Annotated in this window: 14 protein-coding genes; 2 read left to right on the forward strand and 12 right to left on the reverse strand. The window is 52.1% G+C overall.

Going from position 1 to position 17,875, the window contains the following annotated elements:
- Positions 1 to 51: 51 nt before the first annotated feature.
- The 10 genes from ACKWCC_RS00940 to ACKWCC_RS00985 form a co-directional block, all read right to left on the reverse strand.
- A complete protein-coding gene (locus ACKWCC_RS00940; protein ID WP_413994009.1) occupies positions 52 to 867 on the reverse strand; it encodes a prohibitin family protein in 816 nt (271 codons plus the stop codon).
- Between the two features lie 13 nt (positions 868 to 880).
- Complete coding sequence (locus tag ACKWCC_RS00945) at positions 881 to 2,908, reverse strand: VWA domain-containing protein (RefSeq protein WP_413994010.1); 2,028 nt, start codon at positions 2,906 to 2,908, stop codon at positions 881 to 883.
- Between the two features lie 70 nt (positions 2,909 to 2,978).
- Complete coding sequence (fabG, locus tag ACKWCC_RS00950) at positions 2,979 to 3,728, reverse strand: 3-oxoacyl-[acyl-carrier-protein] reductase (protein WP_413994011.1); 750 nt, start codon at positions 3,726 to 3,728, stop codon at positions 2,979 to 2,981.
- A 102-nt stretch (positions 3,729 to 3,830) separates the two neighbouring features.
- Positions 3,831 to 4,703, reverse strand: coding sequence for a succinate--CoA ligase subunit alpha (sucD, locus tag ACKWCC_RS00955; RefSeq protein WP_413994012.1), 873 nt, complete (start codon positions 4,701 to 4,703; stop codon positions 3,831 to 3,833).
- Positions 4,704 to 4,775: 72 nt separating this feature from the next.
- The gene (locus ACKWCC_RS00960; protein ID WP_413994013.1) at positions 4,776 to 5,711 is read right to left on the reverse strand and encodes a UDP-3-O-(3-hydroxymyristoyl)glucosamine N-acyltransferase; all 936 of its coding nucleotides are present in this window, start codon (positions 5,709 to 5,711) and stop codon (positions 4,776 to 4,778) included.
- A gap of 11 nt (positions 5,712 to 5,722) precedes the next feature.
- On the reverse strand, positions 5,723 to 6,289 hold the full coding sequence (gene efp / locus ACKWCC_RS00965) for an elongation factor P (protein ID WP_413994014.1): 567 nt from the start codon (positions 6,287 to 6,289) through the stop codon (positions 5,723 to 5,725).
- Between the two features lie 47 nt (positions 6,290 to 6,336).
- Positions 6,337 to 7,122, reverse strand: a complete 786-nt coding sequence (gene lpxA, locus ACKWCC_RS00970; RefSeq protein WP_413994015.1) for an acyl-ACP--UDP-N-acetylglucosamine O-acyltransferase — start codon at positions 7,120 to 7,122, stop codon at positions 6,337 to 6,339.
- The gene (locus tag ACKWCC_RS00975) at positions 7,119 to 8,525 is read right to left on the reverse strand and encodes a bifunctional UDP-3-O-[3-hydroxymyristoyl] N-acetylglucosamine deacetylase/3-hydroxyacyl-ACP dehydratase (protein ID WP_413994016.1); all 1,407 of its coding nucleotides are present in this window, start codon (positions 8,523 to 8,525) and stop codon (positions 7,119 to 7,121) included. The genes lpxA and ACKWCC_RS00975 overlap by 4 nt, the downstream gene beginning before the upstream one ends.
- Positions 8,525 to 9,541, reverse strand: a complete 1,017-nt coding sequence (gene lpxD, locus ACKWCC_RS00980; protein ID WP_413994017.1) for a UDP-3-O-(3-hydroxymyristoyl)glucosamine N-acyltransferase — start codon at positions 9,539 to 9,541, stop codon at positions 8,525 to 8,527. Before lpxD ends, ACKWCC_RS00975 begins: the two co-directional genes overlap by 1 nt.
- Before the next feature lie 45 nt (positions 9,542 to 9,586).
- On the reverse strand, positions 9,587 to 10,816 hold the full coding sequence (locus tag ACKWCC_RS00985) for an HD domain-containing protein (RefSeq protein ID WP_413994018.1): 1,230 nt from the start codon (positions 10,814 to 10,816) through the stop codon (positions 9,587 to 9,589).
- 144 nt (positions 10,817 to 10,960) lie between these two features.
- On the opposite strand from ACKWCC_RS00985, the gene porX reads away from it, so the two are divergent.
- The gene (gene porX, locus ACKWCC_RS00990; RefSeq protein ID WP_413994019.1) at positions 10,961 to 12,505 is read left to right on the forward strand and encodes a T9SS response regulator signal transducer PorX; all 1,545 of its coding nucleotides are present in this window, start codon (positions 10,961 to 10,963) and stop codon (positions 12,503 to 12,505) included.
- A gap of 990 nt (positions 12,506 to 13,495) precedes the next feature.
- Here the strand turns inward: porX and ACKWCC_RS00995 are convergent.
- Positions 13,496 to 13,957: a hypothetical protein gene (locus ACKWCC_RS00995; protein WP_413994020.1), complete on the reverse strand. Its 462-nt coding sequence runs from the start codon at positions 13,955 to 13,957 to the stop codon at positions 13,496 to 13,498.
- A gap of 696 nt (positions 13,958 to 14,653) precedes the next feature.
- Between ACKWCC_RS00995 and ACKWCC_RS01000 the strand changes: the two genes are divergently transcribed.
- Positions 14,654 to 15,004: a GIY-YIG nuclease family protein gene (locus ACKWCC_RS01000; RefSeq protein ID WP_413994021.1), complete on the forward strand. Its 351-nt coding sequence runs from the start codon at positions 14,654 to 14,656 to the stop codon at positions 15,002 to 15,004.
- 12 nt (positions 15,005 to 15,016) lie between these two features.
- Here ACKWCC_RS01000 and carB read toward each other — a convergent pair whose 3' ends face one another.
- Positions 15,017 to 17,869, reverse strand: coding sequence for a carbamoyl-phosphate synthase large subunit (gene carB, locus ACKWCC_RS01005; protein ID WP_413994022.1), 2,853 nt, complete (start codon positions 17,867 to 17,869; stop codon positions 15,017 to 15,019).
- Positions 17,870 to 17,875: the final 6 nt, after the last annotated feature.

Raw genomic sequence — 17,875 nt, forward strand, 5'->3', positions numbered from 1 at the left:
CATTTTACAAAGATCCTCAGGAAAAAATTTTGGGGCCTGCCCCATTCCCAATTAATTGTTCCCGAGAATAATGGGCAATCCAGACTCGCCGCCGCCCACAACAATGACCTTGCTATTGGGCGATTCTGCCAACTTCATGGTGGCATCGATGCCCTTGTCCTGCAAAATCTTATCGGTCAGGGAGGCACTTAAGATCCGGTTGGCATCGGCCTTTCCTTGGGCCTCTATACGCACTTTTTCCGCTTCTTTGGAAGCTGTGACCAAACGGAATTCATATTCCAGGGATTCCTGTTCCTGCTTCAACTTGCGCTCAATCGCGTCCTTGATGGTGGGCGGCAGGGTCACGTCCCTGACCAAGATCTCGTTGAGCTGGATGTACTCATCTTCCACAATTTTCTTGGTCTCGTCAAAAATTTCCTGTTGGATCGCATCCCTTTTGGTAGAGTACAGTTGTTCTGGGGTATAACGGCCCACCACAGATCTTGCGGCAGAGCGTATGGTGGGGAGCAGTACCCGCTGCACGTAGGCCTCTCCCTTCTCTTGGTGCAGTTTGCCCAGCTCTGTGGCAATGGGCTGGAACCAGGCGGAAGCCTCCAACTTAATGTCCAGACCGTTGCTGGAGAGCACGTTCATCTTTTCCAGCACTTCTTGCTGCCTCACCTCATAGATGTACACCTTGTTCCAAGGTGCCACGATATGGAAACCCTCACCCAGGGGCGCCTCATCCGTGACCACACCGCCCCCGAAGGTTTTGTAGAGCACTCCCGCCTCCCCGGAGCCAATGGTAATGGCAGATTTTGAAATGATTATAAATACGACAATGGCAATAAACACTGCCGGCAATGCAATTTTAGGTAACTTATCCATATGCTTCTTTTTATTAAATTAATCCGTTGTACTTTCTTATGAACCATTCCAGGGCAAAGGCCAAGACAATGAGGGCCAACACCCATTTGTAATCCACCAAAGATACGATATTTTCTTGGCTTTTCTGGGTGGGCACGTACGCAGCGTTCGTCTTCAATTGGGTCATGAGAGCGGCATAATTGTCCAAAAAGTGGTGGGTTCCGCCGGTTCTTTGGGACAACTGTTGCAGTTTGGCATGGTCACTGGCCGCGAACTGCTTTTCCATATCAAAATCAGAGATGACAAAGCGTCCCGTTTTTACAAAAGGTTGTCCCTGCACCCCAACCTCAAAGGTGTAACCGCCCGGGGGCAAACTGCTCAGGTCCGCCTCATAGAACCCCTCTTTCATGATCATGGGGAATTCCTTGTCCGTTTCACTGTCTTGGGCCCGCACCCTGGTGGTAAGGTTGGCATTGGGGTCAAAAACGAAGGCTTCGTCAAAATAGGTTGCGGTGACCTTGGCCGCGTTGTTGCCCTCGAAGCGTTTTTCGTAGCTTATGTTAAGGCGGTCCTTAGCCGTGTTTTGGCCCATATAGCGCATTAGGTTTCCCATAAAGGCGTCAAAGGCATCAAAGTTGTCATTTTCCCTGTACACCTGCATGCGCCATTTCCAGAGCCCTTCACCCAACAACAACGCTTTTTTCTGTTCCCCTTCGGCATACACCGCCATCAGGGCGGTATTCAACGCCACGCCCTTTACCTGGGCCTCCATCAAAGGCTCGTGGGGCACGTTCCAAGAGATGGGCCCGGCCTTGCTCAGCAGCGGAGGGAAGTTGTCTGTGCTGAGACCGGAGATATCAAAAAGCCCAAAGGCCCTATTGCTTACCGGAAGTACCTCTTGTTCGGGATAGCCCAAGGTGGTGGAAAAATCTGTTTGGGCGTTGTTCAGGAAATTATAATCCGTATGGCTGCCCGTTATGATCAGGTAACTGGCGCCCTTTGCCCGTATGGTCTCAAAGATCCCGGCATGCTTTGCCGTGGGTTGATAAAGGATGAACACATCCATTTGAGATAGCCGTTCGGGCGGCGTATTGGAGGGCAATAGCACCACCTGGCGCTGTTCATTGCTCTCTATGGACTTTTTCAATGCCCCCATATCGGGGTGCAGGACATCTGATATCAGCGCTATGTTGGTCTTTTCATCCAGTACCTCCAGGTTGGCCCGCCGGGTATTGTTGGCCCGGTTCCTCTCCGAGGGAAGGGCGTTCACGGTAACCACGATCTCCTTGTCGCCCACCGAACCGGCCGTGACGTTCACCAGCACATTCTGTATCTTTTTGCTGTCGGAGAGCTGTACCGCTTCGGTGTGCACAGTTCTCCCATCCACCTTGATGCTGAGCTGGCTGCGCACCTGGCCCTGTCCCTGATAGGTCACAAAGGTGGCAATGGGGAATTTGTTCTTTAGGAAAGCATAGGTGTTGGTGTTGATGTCTCCCACCCTAAGGTCTTGATAGCGGGTGGTGTCGCCCACGGTCACGCTGTGGATGTCCATCTTTTCGTCCATGGGCAAATAGCCATAGTCGGCACCAAGGGTCTGGTTGCCATCGGTGATGAGCACTACCGCCGTGGGCTCGCGGGCATAGATTTTTTTCAGTTGGGAGAGCGCCCCGTTCACCTTGGTCTGCTTTCCGGAAAAATCAAGGGTGTCCAAAGCCCGCAATCCATCCGAGAATTGGAAGGCACTGATCTGGAAACGCTCCTTGAGGTCGGCATCCGAACGCAGCCGGGCCACCATCTCCGCAATGCTGGTTCCGCTGGTGCCCACGGAGGAGGAATTGTCCACCACCACGGCCAAATTGGGCTTTTGCAGGCTGTAGCTTTCAGTGCTCATTTTGGGGTTGATGAGAAGCAGCAACACCCCAAAGACGGCCAGACCCCGTAAAAGGGCCAACCACCCGGAAAGGGCACCCCTTGCCCGTTCCTTGAAAAAATAGTGGACATACCCAACGGCCGCCGCCACGAGGGCTGAGACAACGATCAATACTACCGTGATGGCATCCATAAACCCTTTGTTATCCGTTCCTTAAAGCATACTGGGATGGCCAGCGCAAGTGCTTTTCCTTATGTTGCCCCTAGGTGAGCATGCCACCGTCCACGTTCAGTACCTGTCCAGTGACATAGGCAGACAAATCGGATGCAAAGAACAGACAGGCATTGGCAATGTCCTCGGTACTGCCCCCTCTCTTCAGCGGAATGCCGTCTCGCCATCCCTGCACCACCTTCTCGTCCAGTTTATCGGTCATTTCGGTTTCAATGAAGCCCGGGGCTATGGCGTTGCACCGTATGTTTCTAGATCCCAGCTCCAGGGCCACGGATTTGGTAAACCCGATCATTCCCGCCTTGGAGGCGGCATAGTTGGTCTGGCCGGCGTTGCCCTTTACGCCCACCACACTGCTCATGTTAATGATGGAGCCCTGGCGTTGCTTCAGCAAGGTGCGCTGCACCGCCTTGGTCATGTTAAAGACCGATTTTAGGTTGATGTCCATCACGGCATCAAAATCGGCCTCGCTCATGCGCATCAGCAAGTTGTCCTTGGTAATGCCGGCGTTGTTGATCAGTACGTCTATCTTCCCGTCAAAATCGGACAGCACTTGGGCCACCAATTCCTCGGCGGCGGTAAAACTGGCGGCATTGCTCTTGTAGGCCTTCGCCTTGACGCCCTTGGCGGTAAGTTCCTTCTCCAATTCCAGGGCAGGCGCCTCGCTGGAACTGTAGGTAAAGGCAATGTTGGCCCCGTGGTCTGCGAACACCTGGGCAATTCCTTTTCCGATGCCCCTGCTGGCCCCGGTGATAATGACGTTTTTTCCTTGCAGTAATTTCATTTTGTTTGGTCTTATCAGTTTTTCAAAGATACCTTTTGTTCCTTGGACATGGATAAAAAAAATCCCGCTATGAACGGGATTTAGTATGGTTTTAACAGCCTTTTAGGCCATTACTTCCTTCACTTTGAGGCCAATCTCGGCGGGCGAGTCCACCACGTGGATGCCAGATTCCCTCATGATGGCCTTCTTGGCCTGTGCGGTATCATCGCTACCGCCCACAATGGCCCCGGCGTGGCCCATCGTGCGGCCCGCAGGTGCGGTTTCGCCCGCTATGAAGCCCACAATGGGCTTTTTACTGCCACTTTCCTTGTACCATTTTGCGGCATCGGCCTCCAATTGGCCGCCTATCTCACCGATCATGACCACACATTCCGTTTCGGGATCGTTAATGAGCAGTTGCACGGCCTCCTTGGTGGTGGTGCCGATTATGGGATCCCCACCAATGCCGATCGCCGTGGTAATGCCCAATCCCTGGCGCACCACTTGGTCCGCGGCCTCATAGGTAAGCGTCCCTGATTTGGAAACGATGCCCACATTGCCCTTCTTGAAGACAAAGCCGGGCATGATGCCCACCTTGGCCTCCCCTGGCGTGATCACACCGGGACAGTTGGGCCCGATCAGCCTACAGTCCTTGTCCTTTAGATAGTCGGCCGCCTTGACCATGTCGGCCACGGGGATGCCCTCCGTAATGGTGATCACCACCTTAATGCCCGCGTTGGCCGCTTCCATGATGGCATCTGCGGCAAAGGCGGGCGGCACAAAGATAATGGTGGTGTCCGCGCCCACTTTTTCAACAGCTTCCTGCACGGTATTGAACACGGGCTTGCCCAAGTGCTCCTGACCTCCCTTGCCCGGGGTAACGCCCCCCACAATGTTGGTCCCGTACTCGATCATTTGTTCGGCGTGAAAGGTGCCTTCGCTCCCGGTGAAGCCTTGAACAATTATTTTGGAATCCTTATTGACTAAAACGCTCATATTGCTGTTGATTTTTTATTTGGTTGTGCAAAAATATAGGTTTGTTAATGATTTTTAAAGCAAACAGGATGGTTATTTGTCCTCCAGGCGTCTCAACAGTTCGGGCAATTGCTTTAGGAGTGCCAGCTGTTTCAGTTTTTCCCTACTTTTTTCCACGGGGGTGCCAAAATAGGAGGTACCGCCCTTCACGGACTTGGTTACCCCGGTCTGCCCCATGACCACGGCTTTTTTTCCAATGGTAATGCCACTGTTGGTGCCCACTTGCCCCCAGAGGATCACCTCGTCCTCAATTACCACACATCCGGCGATGCCGGTCTGCGAGGCAATGAGGCATTTCTTGCCAATGCGGGTATCGTGGCCCACGTGCACTTGGTTGTCCAGCTTGGTACCGGCCCCAATGGTGGTATCGCCTCCAATGCCCTTGTCTATGGTGCACAGGGCCCCAATTTCCACATCGTCCTCGATCACCACCCTCCCGGCGGAGAGCAACTTGTCATGACCAGATGGCCTGTTCTTGTAATAAAAGGCATCGCCCCCGAGCACGGATCCGGCGTGCACAATGACCCGATCGCCCAGCACGGTATGGTCATTGAGCACCACATTGGCGTGGATAAGGCAGTCCTTTCCGATCACCACATGGTTCCCAATGAACACATTGGGCTGCACCACCGAATTTTCGCCAATGGTGGCCGTTTTTGCCAAAGGGCCATCGGCTTTGGCAAAGGGCCTGAAAAAACGGCTCAGCGCATTGAAATCATTGAAGGGGTCCTTGGAGACCAGCAGGGCCTTCCCGTTAGGGCAGTCCACTTCCTTATCGATCAAGATCACGGTGGCCTTGCTTTCCAGGGCCTTGCCGTAATACTTTGGGTGGTCCACAAAGACAATGTCACCCGCTTCCACCACGTGGATCTCGTTCATTCCCGTGACGGGAAAATCGGCCGGGCCCACATAGGGGGTGCCAATGATGTCGGCAATTTGCTTTAGGGTAAATGGGGTGGGAAATTTCAAGGGCGGAGTGTTTATTCCTTAACGCGTTCCATATAGGCCCCGTTGGAGGTGTCTATCTTAACCTTATCGCCCTCGTTTATGAACAGGGGCACGTTGACCTCTGCCCCGGTCTCCACCTTGGCGGGCTTGGTGGCATTGGTGGCCGTGTTGCCCTTAACGCCCGGTTCGGCATAGGTGACCTCCAAGACCACACTGGGGGGCATCTCCACGGAGAGGGGCATGCTGTCCTCGGTGTTGAACATGATCTTTACCACCTCGCCCTCCTTCAAGAGGCCCGGGGCATCCAGGGCCCCCTCTTGCAGGGATATTTGGTTGTAGTCTTCCGTATTCATAAAATGATAGGTCTGCCCCTCGGCGTACAAAAACTGGTAGCTGCGGGTCTCCACGCGCACATCCTCTATCTTGTGGCCGGCAGAAAAGGTATTGTCCAGTACCTTACCGGTGGAAATGCTCTTGAGCTTGGTGCGCACAAAGGCGGGGCCCTTGCCCGGTTTTACGTGCAGAAACTCTATGATCTTGTAAATGTCGTTGTTGTAGCGGATGCAAAGTCCCTTTCTAATGTCTGATGTGGATGCCATGCCTTTCTTTGGTTATGTTTTTATGTTGATGTTGTCTTTGGATGTCCTTAACTGGCACTGAAATAGCCTTTCATGATGCCGCGTTGCGAATCCCGGATAAACTGAAGAATCTCGTCCCGCTCCGGGGTGGCCTCCATTTCTGCCTCTATGATCTGGACAGCCTGGGTATTGTTGTAATTCTTTTGGTACAAAATGCGATAGATGTTCTGAATTTCCCTGATCTTGTCAGATGGGAAGCCCCTTCTGCGGAGGCCAACGGAGTTGATGCCCACATAGGACAAGGGCTCACGGGCGGCCTTTACAAAGGGCGGCACATCCTTGCGCACAAGACTGCCCCCGGTAACAAAGGCGTGTTGGCCAATGGACACAAATTGATGTACGGCCACAAGGCCCGCGAGGATCACATTGTCCCCGATGGTGACATGCCCGGCCAGGGTGCTGTTGTTGGAAAAGATGCAGTGATCGCCCACCAGACAGTCATGGGCAATGTGGCAATAGGCCATGATGAGGCAATTTTTTCCGATCACGGTCTTCATGCGGTCATTGGTGCCCTTGTGTATGGTGGCGCACTCGCGTATGGTGGTTCCGTTGCCAATGTGCACGGTGGTGTCCTCGCCATCGTATTTCAGGTCCTGTGGCGGGGCACTGATCACGGCCCCGGGGAAGATGTTGCAGTTCTTTCCTATTCTGGCGCCCTCCATAATGGTCACGTTGGACCCGATCCAGGTGCCGTCCCCAATGACCACATTGTTGTGTATGGTGGTAAAGGGCTCCACCACTACGTTCTTGGCAATTTTTGCTCCCGGGTGGATGTACGCCAGCGGCTGATTCATTTTTGGTTCTTTTTAACGATTTGGGCCATCATCTCGGCCTCGCTGACCAGTTTGCCATTGGCGTAGGCATAGGCCTGCATGTGGCAAATGCCCCTACGTATGGGAGATATGAGGCTGCAGTGGAAGATCAGGGTGTCTCCAGGCAGTACTTGACGTTTAAACTTCACCTTATCGATCTTCATGAACAGGGTAAGGTAATTTTCCGGATCTGGCACGGTGCTCAGCACCAAGATGCCCCCGGTCTGGGCCATGGCCTCTACCTGCAAGACTCCCGGCATCACGGGTGCCCCGGGAAAATGTCCCACAAAAAAGGGCTCGTTCATGGTCACGTTCTTCATCCCCACCACATGCTGGTCCGTGAGCTCCAGGATACGATCGATCAGGAGAAAGGGCGGCCGGTGCGGAAGCATGGCCATGATCTGGTGAATGTCCATCAAGGGTTGGGCGTTGAGATCGTAAGTGGGCACATTGTTGCGCTTTTCCAGCTTAATGATCTTGGCCAACTTCTTGGCGAACTGGGTGTTCACAAAATGCCCGGGCTTGGTGGCAATGACCTTTCCCTGGATACGGGTTCCCACCAGGGCCAGGTCTCCCACCACGTCCAACAATTTATGGCGTGCGGCCTCATTGGGCTGGTGCAGGGTAAGGTTGTCCAGGATACCATTGGGCTTTACCGAGAGCTTTTTTTTGTTAAAGGCCTTTTCCAGTTTTTTCATGGTGCCCTCGGAAATTTCCTTGTCCACATAGACAATGGCGTTGTTGAGGTCTCCCCCCTTGATCAGGCCGTTTTCCAAGAGCATTTCCAGCTCGTGCAAAAAACTGAAGGTCCTTGCCGCGGAAATCTCCTCTTTGAAATCGGACAAGTGTTCCAAGGTGGCGTTTTGGGTGCCCAGCACCTTGGTGCCAAAATCGACCATGGTGGTCACTTGATATTCTTTTGATGGGATCACGGTGATCTCGCTTCCGGTGGCCTCGTCCTTATAGGAAATGATATCCTTGACCACAAAGACCTCCCGATCGGCTTCCTGCTCCACAATGCCCGCCTCTTCCAGGGCCTGCACAAAATACTTCGCGGAACCGTCCATTATTGGGGGTTCCGGGGCATTGAGCTCCATGATCACATTGTCTATCTCCAGTCCCACCAAAGCGGCGAGGACGTGCTCCGAGGTCTGGATCTTGACCCCGCGCTTCTCCAGATTGGTGCCCCGTTGGGTGTTTACCACGTAATTGGCATCTGCCTCAATGACCGGCTCGCCCTCCAAGTCAACCCTTTTAAAGGCATACCCGTAGTTCTCCGCAGCGGGCACAAACTTTAGGGTAACGCTCTCACCGGTATGCAGGCCCACTCCCGTGAGCGTCACCGGTTTTGCTATGGTTCTTTGTTTCTGGGGTGTCTTCATCATCAATCCTTATTTTCAAGATTGTCCAATCTGCTCACTATTTTGGGCAGGTTTTTAAAGTGCACATAAGATTTATTGTAATCGCCATAACTCAGGGCAGGGGAACCTTGCAGTACCTCGTGGTCCTTTACATTTCTGCCAATGCCGCTCTGGGCCTGGATCTTTACGTGGTCCCCGATCACAATGTGCCCCACAATGCCCACCTGGCCGCCGATCATGCAGTGCTTGCCAATTTTTGTGGATCCGGCAATGCCCGTCTGGGCCGCGATAACGGTGTGCTCCCCGATCTCCACGTTGTGGGCGATCTGTATCTGGTTGTCCAATTTTACCCCTTTGCGCAAAATGGTGGCGCCCAAGGTGGCGCGATCAATGGTGGTGCCGGCCCCGATCTCCACATCGTCCTCCAGGATCACGTTGCCCGTTTGGGGCACCTTGGTAAAGGCACCTTCACCGTTGGGGGTAAAGCCAAAGCCATCTGCACCAATGACCGATCCGCTATGGATCACGCAGCCGTTGCCAATGACGCTTTCTGAATAGATCTTGGCGCCGGCGAACACGGTAACGCCATGGCCAATGGTAACATTGTCTCCAATGTAGGCGTTGGGGTAGATCTTTACGTTGTTGCCCACCTTTACATTGTTGCCCACGTAGGCAAAGGCACCCAAATAAAGGTCCTTCCCGAAGGTGGCGGTTTCGGAGCGGAACACGGGGTCTTCCACGCCGGTTTTGTTGTTTTTCACTTGGTTGTAGTACTCCAGCAATTTGGAGAAAGAGGTGTAGGCATCGGCCACCTTGATCAGGGTGGTGCTCAATTCTTGATCGGCCACAAAATCCTTGTTCACAATGGTAATGGAGGCCTTGGTCTTGTAAATGTAAGGGGTGTACTTTGGATTGGCCAAAAAGGTAAGCGACCCCTTTTCACCCTCCTCGATCTTGGCCAATTTATGGACGGCTACTTCTGGGTTTCCCTGCACTTCGCCTTCCAAAATGCCTGCGATCTGAGCTGCTGTAAATACCATAGGAGCAAAAGTAAGAAAAATAGTTATACCTCTAATCGCTTCGCACTAAATGGAATCCTTGGGGTAGCACACGTAGTATTTGGTCACGGTCTCGGCCAGGGCGGTAAGCACCAGATTGTCGCTCAACTTGGCCACATCGCGAATGTTCCCGTTCTTTTTCAGGATATTGATGTTCTGCCGGTCTTTGTCATAGGCCCTGTTGGACACCTTTCCCCGAAACACAAAATAGGAGGTTTCATTGGTACTGAGCTGGTATTTTTTGCGCACGGCATCGAACTTTTTCTGAAACTTGTCCCGGGCCATGGGTTCCTTTCTCAGTTTTATGTGCTGCAGGTTCCTGTCTATGACCATGCCGCAGAGTCTAGACAGCACCCTATCCGGATGGTGCCGCCACTGTTTTAAAGCGCTGAGGATATCAATATCATCCAACTCGCTGAACACCTGCAAGGTTTTTGCATCAAAATTGGAGCGGTTCACCTGGTTTTCCAGAAAAAAGCGCAAGGCACCGTTAACCGATAGGCTGCCCCCTTCTTGCATGAGTTCCCTGGCCCGTTTTAAAATGTTGATCAAGAGCTGTTCCGCGGCCACCCCGGTCTTGTGCAGATAGACCTGCCAGTACATGAACCTCCGGGCGAGCAGGAACTTTTCCACCGAATAAATCCCCTTTTCCTCCACCACCAAATGGCCGTCCACCACATTGAGCATGGTTATGAGCCGTTCGGCATTGGTGTTCCCCTCGGCCACACCCGTGTAAAAACTGTCGCGCTTTAGATAGTCCAACCGATCCATGTCCAACTGACTGGACACCAACTGGTTCAAGAACTTCTTGGGGTGCTTTCCCGTAAAGATGGCAATGGCCAAGGACAGTTTGCCCTTAAATTGCTCATTGAGCGCCTTCATGAACTGCAGGGAAATGTACTCGTGGTCCACCCCTTTGGCCAAACTGTGCTCCATGGCATGGGAAAAGGGACCGTGGCCAATGTCATGCAGGAGAATGGCAACGAAGAGGCCCTCCCGTTCCCGATCGGTAATGGCCACGCCCTTGAACTGAAGCACCTGTACGGCGCGCTGCATGAGGTACATGCTGCCCAGGGCGTGGTGAAACCGGGTGTGGTGGGCGCCGGGATAGACCAGATAGGACAGTCCCATTTGGGAAATGCGCCGCAGCCGCTGAAAATAGGGATGGTCTATAAGATCAAAAATGAGCGGACTGGGTATGGGTATAAATCCGTAAATTGGATCGTTGAAAATTTTTAGTTTGTTGGGGCTTGCCAAAACAGTGGGGTTCTAATTCAATTAAGGGCAAATTTAGGCAAATTGGCCGCACCGCCATAGCTTAAATGTTTGCCGCCCGCAAAAGACCATTGGCCCCATTGTTGCGTACATACCAAAGAGAGCAACGCCAAAAGAGAACATGATATGAGCAAAATACAGATCCTCTGGGTAGATGACGAGATCGATCTACTGAAGCCCCACATCCTTTTCCTGGAAAGCAAGGATTATGTAGTGCACAGCTGCAAGAGTGGCCAGGAAGCGCTGGAATACTTGGAAGAACGCCCTGTGGACATTGTTTTCCTGGACGAGAACATGCCGGGCATCTCGGGACTGGAGACCCTGTCCGAAATAAAAATGGGGAACGCCTCCCTCCCGGTGATCATGATCACCAAGAGCGAGGAAGAGTTCATCATGGAAGAGGCCATAGGCTCCAAAATAGCCGACTATCTCATTAAGCCCGTGAACCCGAACCAAATCTTGCTTTCGCTAAAGAAAAATTTGGACCATTCCCGTCTCATTTCCGAAAAGACCACCAGCAACTACCAACAAGAGTTCAGGAAAATAGCCATGGACCTTTCCATGGTGAACACCCACGGCGAATGGGCCGAGCTCTACAAAAAGCTCATTTATTGGGAACTGCAACTGGAGCAGATCGAGGACAGTGGCATGTTTGGCATCCTGGAGTCCCAAAAGGTGGAGGCCAACCAACAATTTGGCAAGTTTGTGGACCGCCACTATGAAGATTGGTTCACCGACGCGGACGGCCCCGTAATGTCCCACACCCTCTTTAAAAAATGGATCGCCCCCGAAATGGAGGGAGCCAACACCCTGCTCATTGTGGTGGACAACCTTAGGTACGATCAGTGGTACGCCTTTGAGGACATCCTGTCCCCCTTTTACAAAAAGACGAAGGAACACAGCTATTACAGCCTCCTGCCCACGGCCACCCAATATGCAAGGAATGCCCTTTTTTCCGGACTTACGCCGCTGGATATGGAAAAAAAATATCCCAAATGGTGGAAGAACGATACCGAGGAAGGCGGCAAGAACCTGTTTGAGGCCGAGTTTCTGGGCGAACAGCTGAAGCGCCTGGGCAAGGACATGAAGTGGGACTACCACAAGATAAGCAGCTTAAAACAGGGCAAGCAGCTCTCCCAGAACTTTAGGGCGCACAAGGACAACGACCTCACGGCCATTGTGTACAATTTTGTGGACATGCTCTCCCACGCCAGGACCGAGATGGAGGTGATCAAGGAATTGGCCAGCAATGACAAGGCCTACCGCTCCCTGACCAAGAGCTGGTTCCGGAACTCGCCCTTGTTGGAGATCATACAGCAAGCACAGCAGATGGGGATGAAGCTGATCATTACCACCGATCACGGCACCATTAACGTAAAATCGCCCTCCAAGGTGATCGGCGATCGGGAGACCAGCCTAAACCTGCGCTACAAGACCGGAAGGAGCCTCACCTATGACGATGCCGATGTGCTGGCCGCCAAGGACCCCAAGCGCATCCATTTGCCCAACATAAACGTGAGCAGCTCCTATATCTTTGCCAAGAACGATCTGTTTTTTGCCTATCCCAACAATTACAACCATTATGTGAGCTACTACCGGAACACCTACCAGCACGGCGGGGTAAGCCTGGAGGAAATGATCATTCCGTTTGTGGTGCTGGAGCCCAAGTGAGATGATGGATGTATCGTTGAAAGGAAGCTCTGGGACATCGCCTTGGGCCTGTTTCCTGGGGTGCCGTGTCTTGATATTTGTGCGCTCCCTATTCGGTAGCTCGGAGGCCCATCCCCTTTGTTATGGTTTTTAATGCACGCAGAAGGATACGCTACCATCCAATGGCAAGCTTGGACCTCGATGTGTTTTTGGGAAACGCTGACAACGTTATTTCGCTGCGATCGTGGAGCCCCCATTGGCGGGCCTCCAACTCTTTTTAAATCTTTATGTAACTTGAGCCATAAAAGAATCAAGATGACTCGCTTGGGCATGGCCCTGGCATTACTACTGTGCATAAACCACCTATGTTGCAGGGCCCAGGCCAACGGCAATGAAACCGATTTTACTGGGTACCATGGCTTCATCGACGAAAAGGTATTACTTCAACAACCTTAACTTCATCAATTCAAGCAAGATAAAATACCGTTCAAAAGACGATGTTTTTGGACGTCTGGACCAACCTTTGGACACTATCTCAAAAAGAAGAAAAGAAATATACTACGATATGCCTGATGCGCTGAACGCCAAAATACGCGCTCATCAAAAATATGGTTTAAAATTTTACCTATCCATATTATGTTCATCATTACGGAAAGCTACCCACTGGCGCTAGCGTCCCGACCGTGCCAATGGTTCGCACTGTGTTTTGGCGTAGGGTAATTCTTAGTGCAGCGCATCTGTAAACGCACGCTGGCGCAAGCGTTCCGCTTATGCCACACCCCGGTAAGCGGCAACACCTTTAACGAAGAAAACACCTATCCCTTTGCGATGTCTGAACAACATAAGAGAAATGGACCTCTGGATTTGGAAGGGCCGCATCTTGGACAGGAGTACTTGGTTTTGACCAAACGCTCCGGTACGAGCGTGACCCTCTCCCAGCGGCGGTGTTGGTGATACCACGCTAATTCCTGTAAGATCAAAGAGGTTATGTGGTGGCCAGCAACCTACCCCTTAAAACCTCGCTTTAAAATTCAGGGCATTATGCTTGTTCTTAAAGGTCCCTGGAACAGCCGTTGGGCTGGGAACGCCCAGACCTGGTTTATACTGAAGTTCCAAAAACAGGTTGGATTTTACTTCTTTGCCCAGACCCACGTTTAAATTCATCATTGGCTTTTGGGTGCCACCGGGCGTGATGCCCAATACCTGATGAATTTCCCCACCCACAAAAAGATAGGTTTTTGGATCAAAAAAATATTTTGCGGCCAAACCTACGCCCACTTGCTCTAAAGCTCCCGCCTTAAAATAGCTCCGCTCTAGCCTAAGGGCGAGGTTGGTCATCATGGGAAAATCTGCCGTGCCGCTCACAAACTGTTCGTCATTGACCCCTTTGGGCATGTCCATATTGAACTGTAGCAGCCTATTGCCGGGATTTCGTTCGGAAATGGTGGGTTTTTCGGATGGACTTTGCGCCATAAGCGCGTAACAGGCAAAGAAAGAGACAGAAAAAATTAGGGGCCGGCGCATAAAAGGTTGGATTGGAATACGTTAATTCCTTTAAAGATAGTAATGAGCCTCGAGCCATATTGCCATTGTTTTCTTAAAATTGTGCTCTTTAGAAAACCTGATGCAGGTGAATCAAGGCAACCACCCAGAAAATGAAATGCCAATCGCTTTTTTTGGTTTCAAATTGAAAACACCCAGCTCCAAGGATAACGTCCAGAATCACCAAACAACCCAGAACAAACGTTCATCCTGTCCCCTGCTGGGACGCAAACAACACGTTAGCAGTGCCGCATCTACCTAACTAAAGTAGGCGTACCAGTGCACAAACACCCCATTATTTAAAAAGATAAAGATCGATGGCCTTGATCAAAAAATACCCCAAGGGAAGCCCAACGACATAGCCGATAAAATAGACTAGGAAAGTTTTGAAAGAATGTATCTTATTCCTGAACATCGTGCTTTTTTTTTCTATGTTAATGTTAGTGGCCCAAAGATATAAAAAAAATCAAAACAGTATGAATGGCGAAAAATAGCTTTCATTGCTGGGACAGGCGAGCGAGTTACGCCACTGCACTCACGGTCTTCATTGCCCGGCGGGCCCTCCTTTCCCTAAGGATTTGGAGGGTAGCCCTCCCCGACCTTATTTTTGGAACATAACCCAGCCCCATGCCCAAGCCCCAATACCGCGTTTATGTGATCGAGCTGTCCAAGCGCGTCTTTACGGAAAACAAAAAATTTAGGGAAGCCAATCCGCAATACAACGGGGTGCAGCAATGCCTGTATGTGGGGATGACCAGTAAAACGCCCCAGGAACGTTTCTTGGAGCACAAAAGCGGACACCGGAACAAGAAGGGCCATCGCCTATCGTCCTCCATCGTAAGGGGGTACGGACAGTACCTGCGCGGCAGCCTGTACCAGCACCTGGCGCCCGTGGCCACAAGGGCCGAGGCCCTGAGACTGGAAAAGGCCCTGGCCCTGGAACTAAGGCGCAAGCGCCATGCCGTGTGGTTCAACTAACGGGGGCGGGGCCTACTTGCTCAGGTACATTTTTCGCCTGGCGTAGAGGTTGTAAAAATCATCGTCCTTGAGGCTGTCTATGAACAGGATGCTCTCTCCCGTGCTCTTCATCTCGGGGCCCAGGTTCTTGTTCACGTTGGGAAACTTGTTAAAAGAGAAGACCGGTTGCTTTATGGCATAGCCCTCCAGCTGCGGATCAAATTTAAAATCCTTCACCCTTTTTTCGCCCAACATCACCTTGGTGGCATAGTTTACGTACGGTTCCTTGTAGGCCTTGGCTATAAAGGGAACGGTACGGGAGGCCCTTGGGTTGGCCTCAATGATATAGACCATGTCATCCTTTATGGCAAACTGTATGTTGATCAGCCCCACCGTGTTCAGGGCCAGGGCAATTTTTTTGGTGTGGTCCTTGATCTGCTGCATCACAAACTCGCCCAGGTTAAAGGGCGGCAGGGTGGCATTGGAATCCCCGGAGTGGATGCCACAGGGCTCAATGTGCTCCATGATGCCAATGATGTACACCTCCTCCCCATCGCAAATGGCATCGGCCTCGGCCTCTATGGCGCCATCCAGGTAGTGGTCCAGCAACAGTTTGTTGTTGGGTATCTTGCGCAGGAGGTCCACCACGTGGGCCTCCAGGTCCTGCTTGTTGATCACGATCTTCATGCCCTGGCCGCCCAGCACGTAAGAAGGCCTCACCAACAGCGGAAAACCCAGTTCATCTGCCAGTTGTAGGGCCTCATCCGCCGTCTCTGCCACTCCGAACTTGGGATAGGGAATGTTGTTCTCCTGCAAAAGGGTACTGAAGCTGCCGCGGTCTTCGGCCAGGTCCAGGGACTCAAAACTGGTGCCAATGATCTTTATGCCATACTTGCTCAATTTCTCGGCCAGTTTCAGGGCCGTTTGCCCGCCCAATTGCACAATGACGCCCTCTGGCTTTTCATGCCTGATGATGTCGTAGATGTGCTCCCAAAAAACAGGTTCAAAGTAAAGCTTGTCTGCCGTGTCAAAATCCGTGGAGACCGTTTCGGGGTTACAGTTGATCATGATGGTCTCGTACCCACATTCGGCCGCGGCCAGTACCCCGTGCACGCAACAATAATCGAACTCAATGCCCTGTCCTATGCGGTTGGGTCCGGAACCCAGCACCACAATTTTCTTTTTGTCCGTTACCTTACTGTCGTTCTCCACATAGCGCGTACCGTCGGCCAGCTCGATCTCCGCTTCAAAGGTGGAATAATAATACGGCGTCATGGCCTTGAACTCTGCCGCACAGGTATCTACCAACTTATAGACCCTGTTGATGTTTAGCTCGGTGCGCTTGTTGTACACTTCGCTCTCGTAGCATTCCAGCATGTGGGCGATCTGCCGGTCCGCGAACCCTTTTTGCTTGGCCTCCAACAAGAGGTCCTTGGAGAGGGTGGCAATGGTATATTTTGATATTTCTTTCTCCAACTGATGCAGTTCCTCGTACTGTTTCAGGAACCACATGTCTATTTTGGTGATTTCATGGATCCTGCTCAGGGGGATGCCCATCTGTATGGCATCGTACAGGACAAAGACACGGTCCCAACTGGGCACGGTGAGCTTGCTTATGATCTGGTCGTAGTCCTTGTACCCCTTCCCGTCTGCGCCCAGGCCGTTGCGTTTGATCTCCAGCGATTGGGTGGCCTTGTGCAGCGCCTCCTGAAAGGATCGGCCAATGCCCATGACCTCTCCCACGGATTTCATCTGCAGCCCTAGGGTACGGTCCGATCCCTCGAACTTATCAAAGTTCCAACGCGGTATTTTCACGATCACATAATCCAAGGTGGGCTCAAAGAGCGCCGAGGTGGATCGGGTGATCTGGTTGTCCAGCTCGTCCAAGGAGTAGCCAATGGCCAGTTTGGTGGCGATCTTGGCAATGGGGTAGCCCGTGGCCTTGGAGGCCAGGGCCGAGGAACGGGACACCCTGGGGTTGATCTCAATGGCAATGATCTCTTCTTTTTCGTCCGGGCTCACGGCGAACTGCACGTTGCAGCCCCCTTCAAAATCGCCAATGCTGCGCATCATGTGAATGGCCATGTCCCTCATTTTTTGGAAAGTGCGGTCAGACAGGGTCATGGCCGGGGCCACGGTAATGGAATCCCCGGTGTGGATGCCCATGGGGTCCATGTTCTCAATGGTACAGATAATGACCACATTGTCATTTTTGTCGCGCAGCAGTTCCAACTCGTATTCCTTCCACCCCATCAGGGCCTTGTCTATCATGACCTCGTGTATGGGCGATATTTCCAGGCCATGGCTCAGGAGGGCATCAAAATCTTCGGGCTGGTACACAATGGAGGCCCCTGCCCCGCCCAAGGTGTACGACGCCCGGATCACCAAGGGAAAGCCAAACTTTTGGGCAATTTCCTTGCCCTGCAAAAAAGAGGTGGCGGTGGCCTGTGGCGCCATGCCCACGCCAATGTCCAGCATCAGTTCCCGGAATTTTTCCCGGTCCTCGGTAATGTTTATGGCATCTATGTCAACCCCTATGAGCTCTACCCCAAAATCTTCCCAAATGCCCTTTTTATCGGCCTCTATACAAAGGTTCAAAGCCGTTTGGCCACCCATGGTGGGCAGTACCGCGTCTATCTGCGGATGGGCCTTTAGTATTTCCACGATGGATTTCGTGGTGAGCGGTTTTAAATAGACGTGATCGGCCATGGAGGGATCGGTCATGATCGTGGCCGGATTGCTGTTGATCAAGACGGTCTCGATGCCATCTTCCCTGAGGGAGCGTAGGGACTGTGACCCAGCGTAATCAAATTCGCAGGCCTGGCCAATGATGATGGGGCCGGAGCCAATGAGCAGTATGCAGTTTAAATCTTTTCGTTTTGGCATGATCTA

The organism is Maribacter aquimarinus, assembly GCF_047345505.1.
GTDB lineage: Bacteria > Bacteroidota > Bacteroidia > Flavobacteriales > Flavobacteriaceae > Maribacter.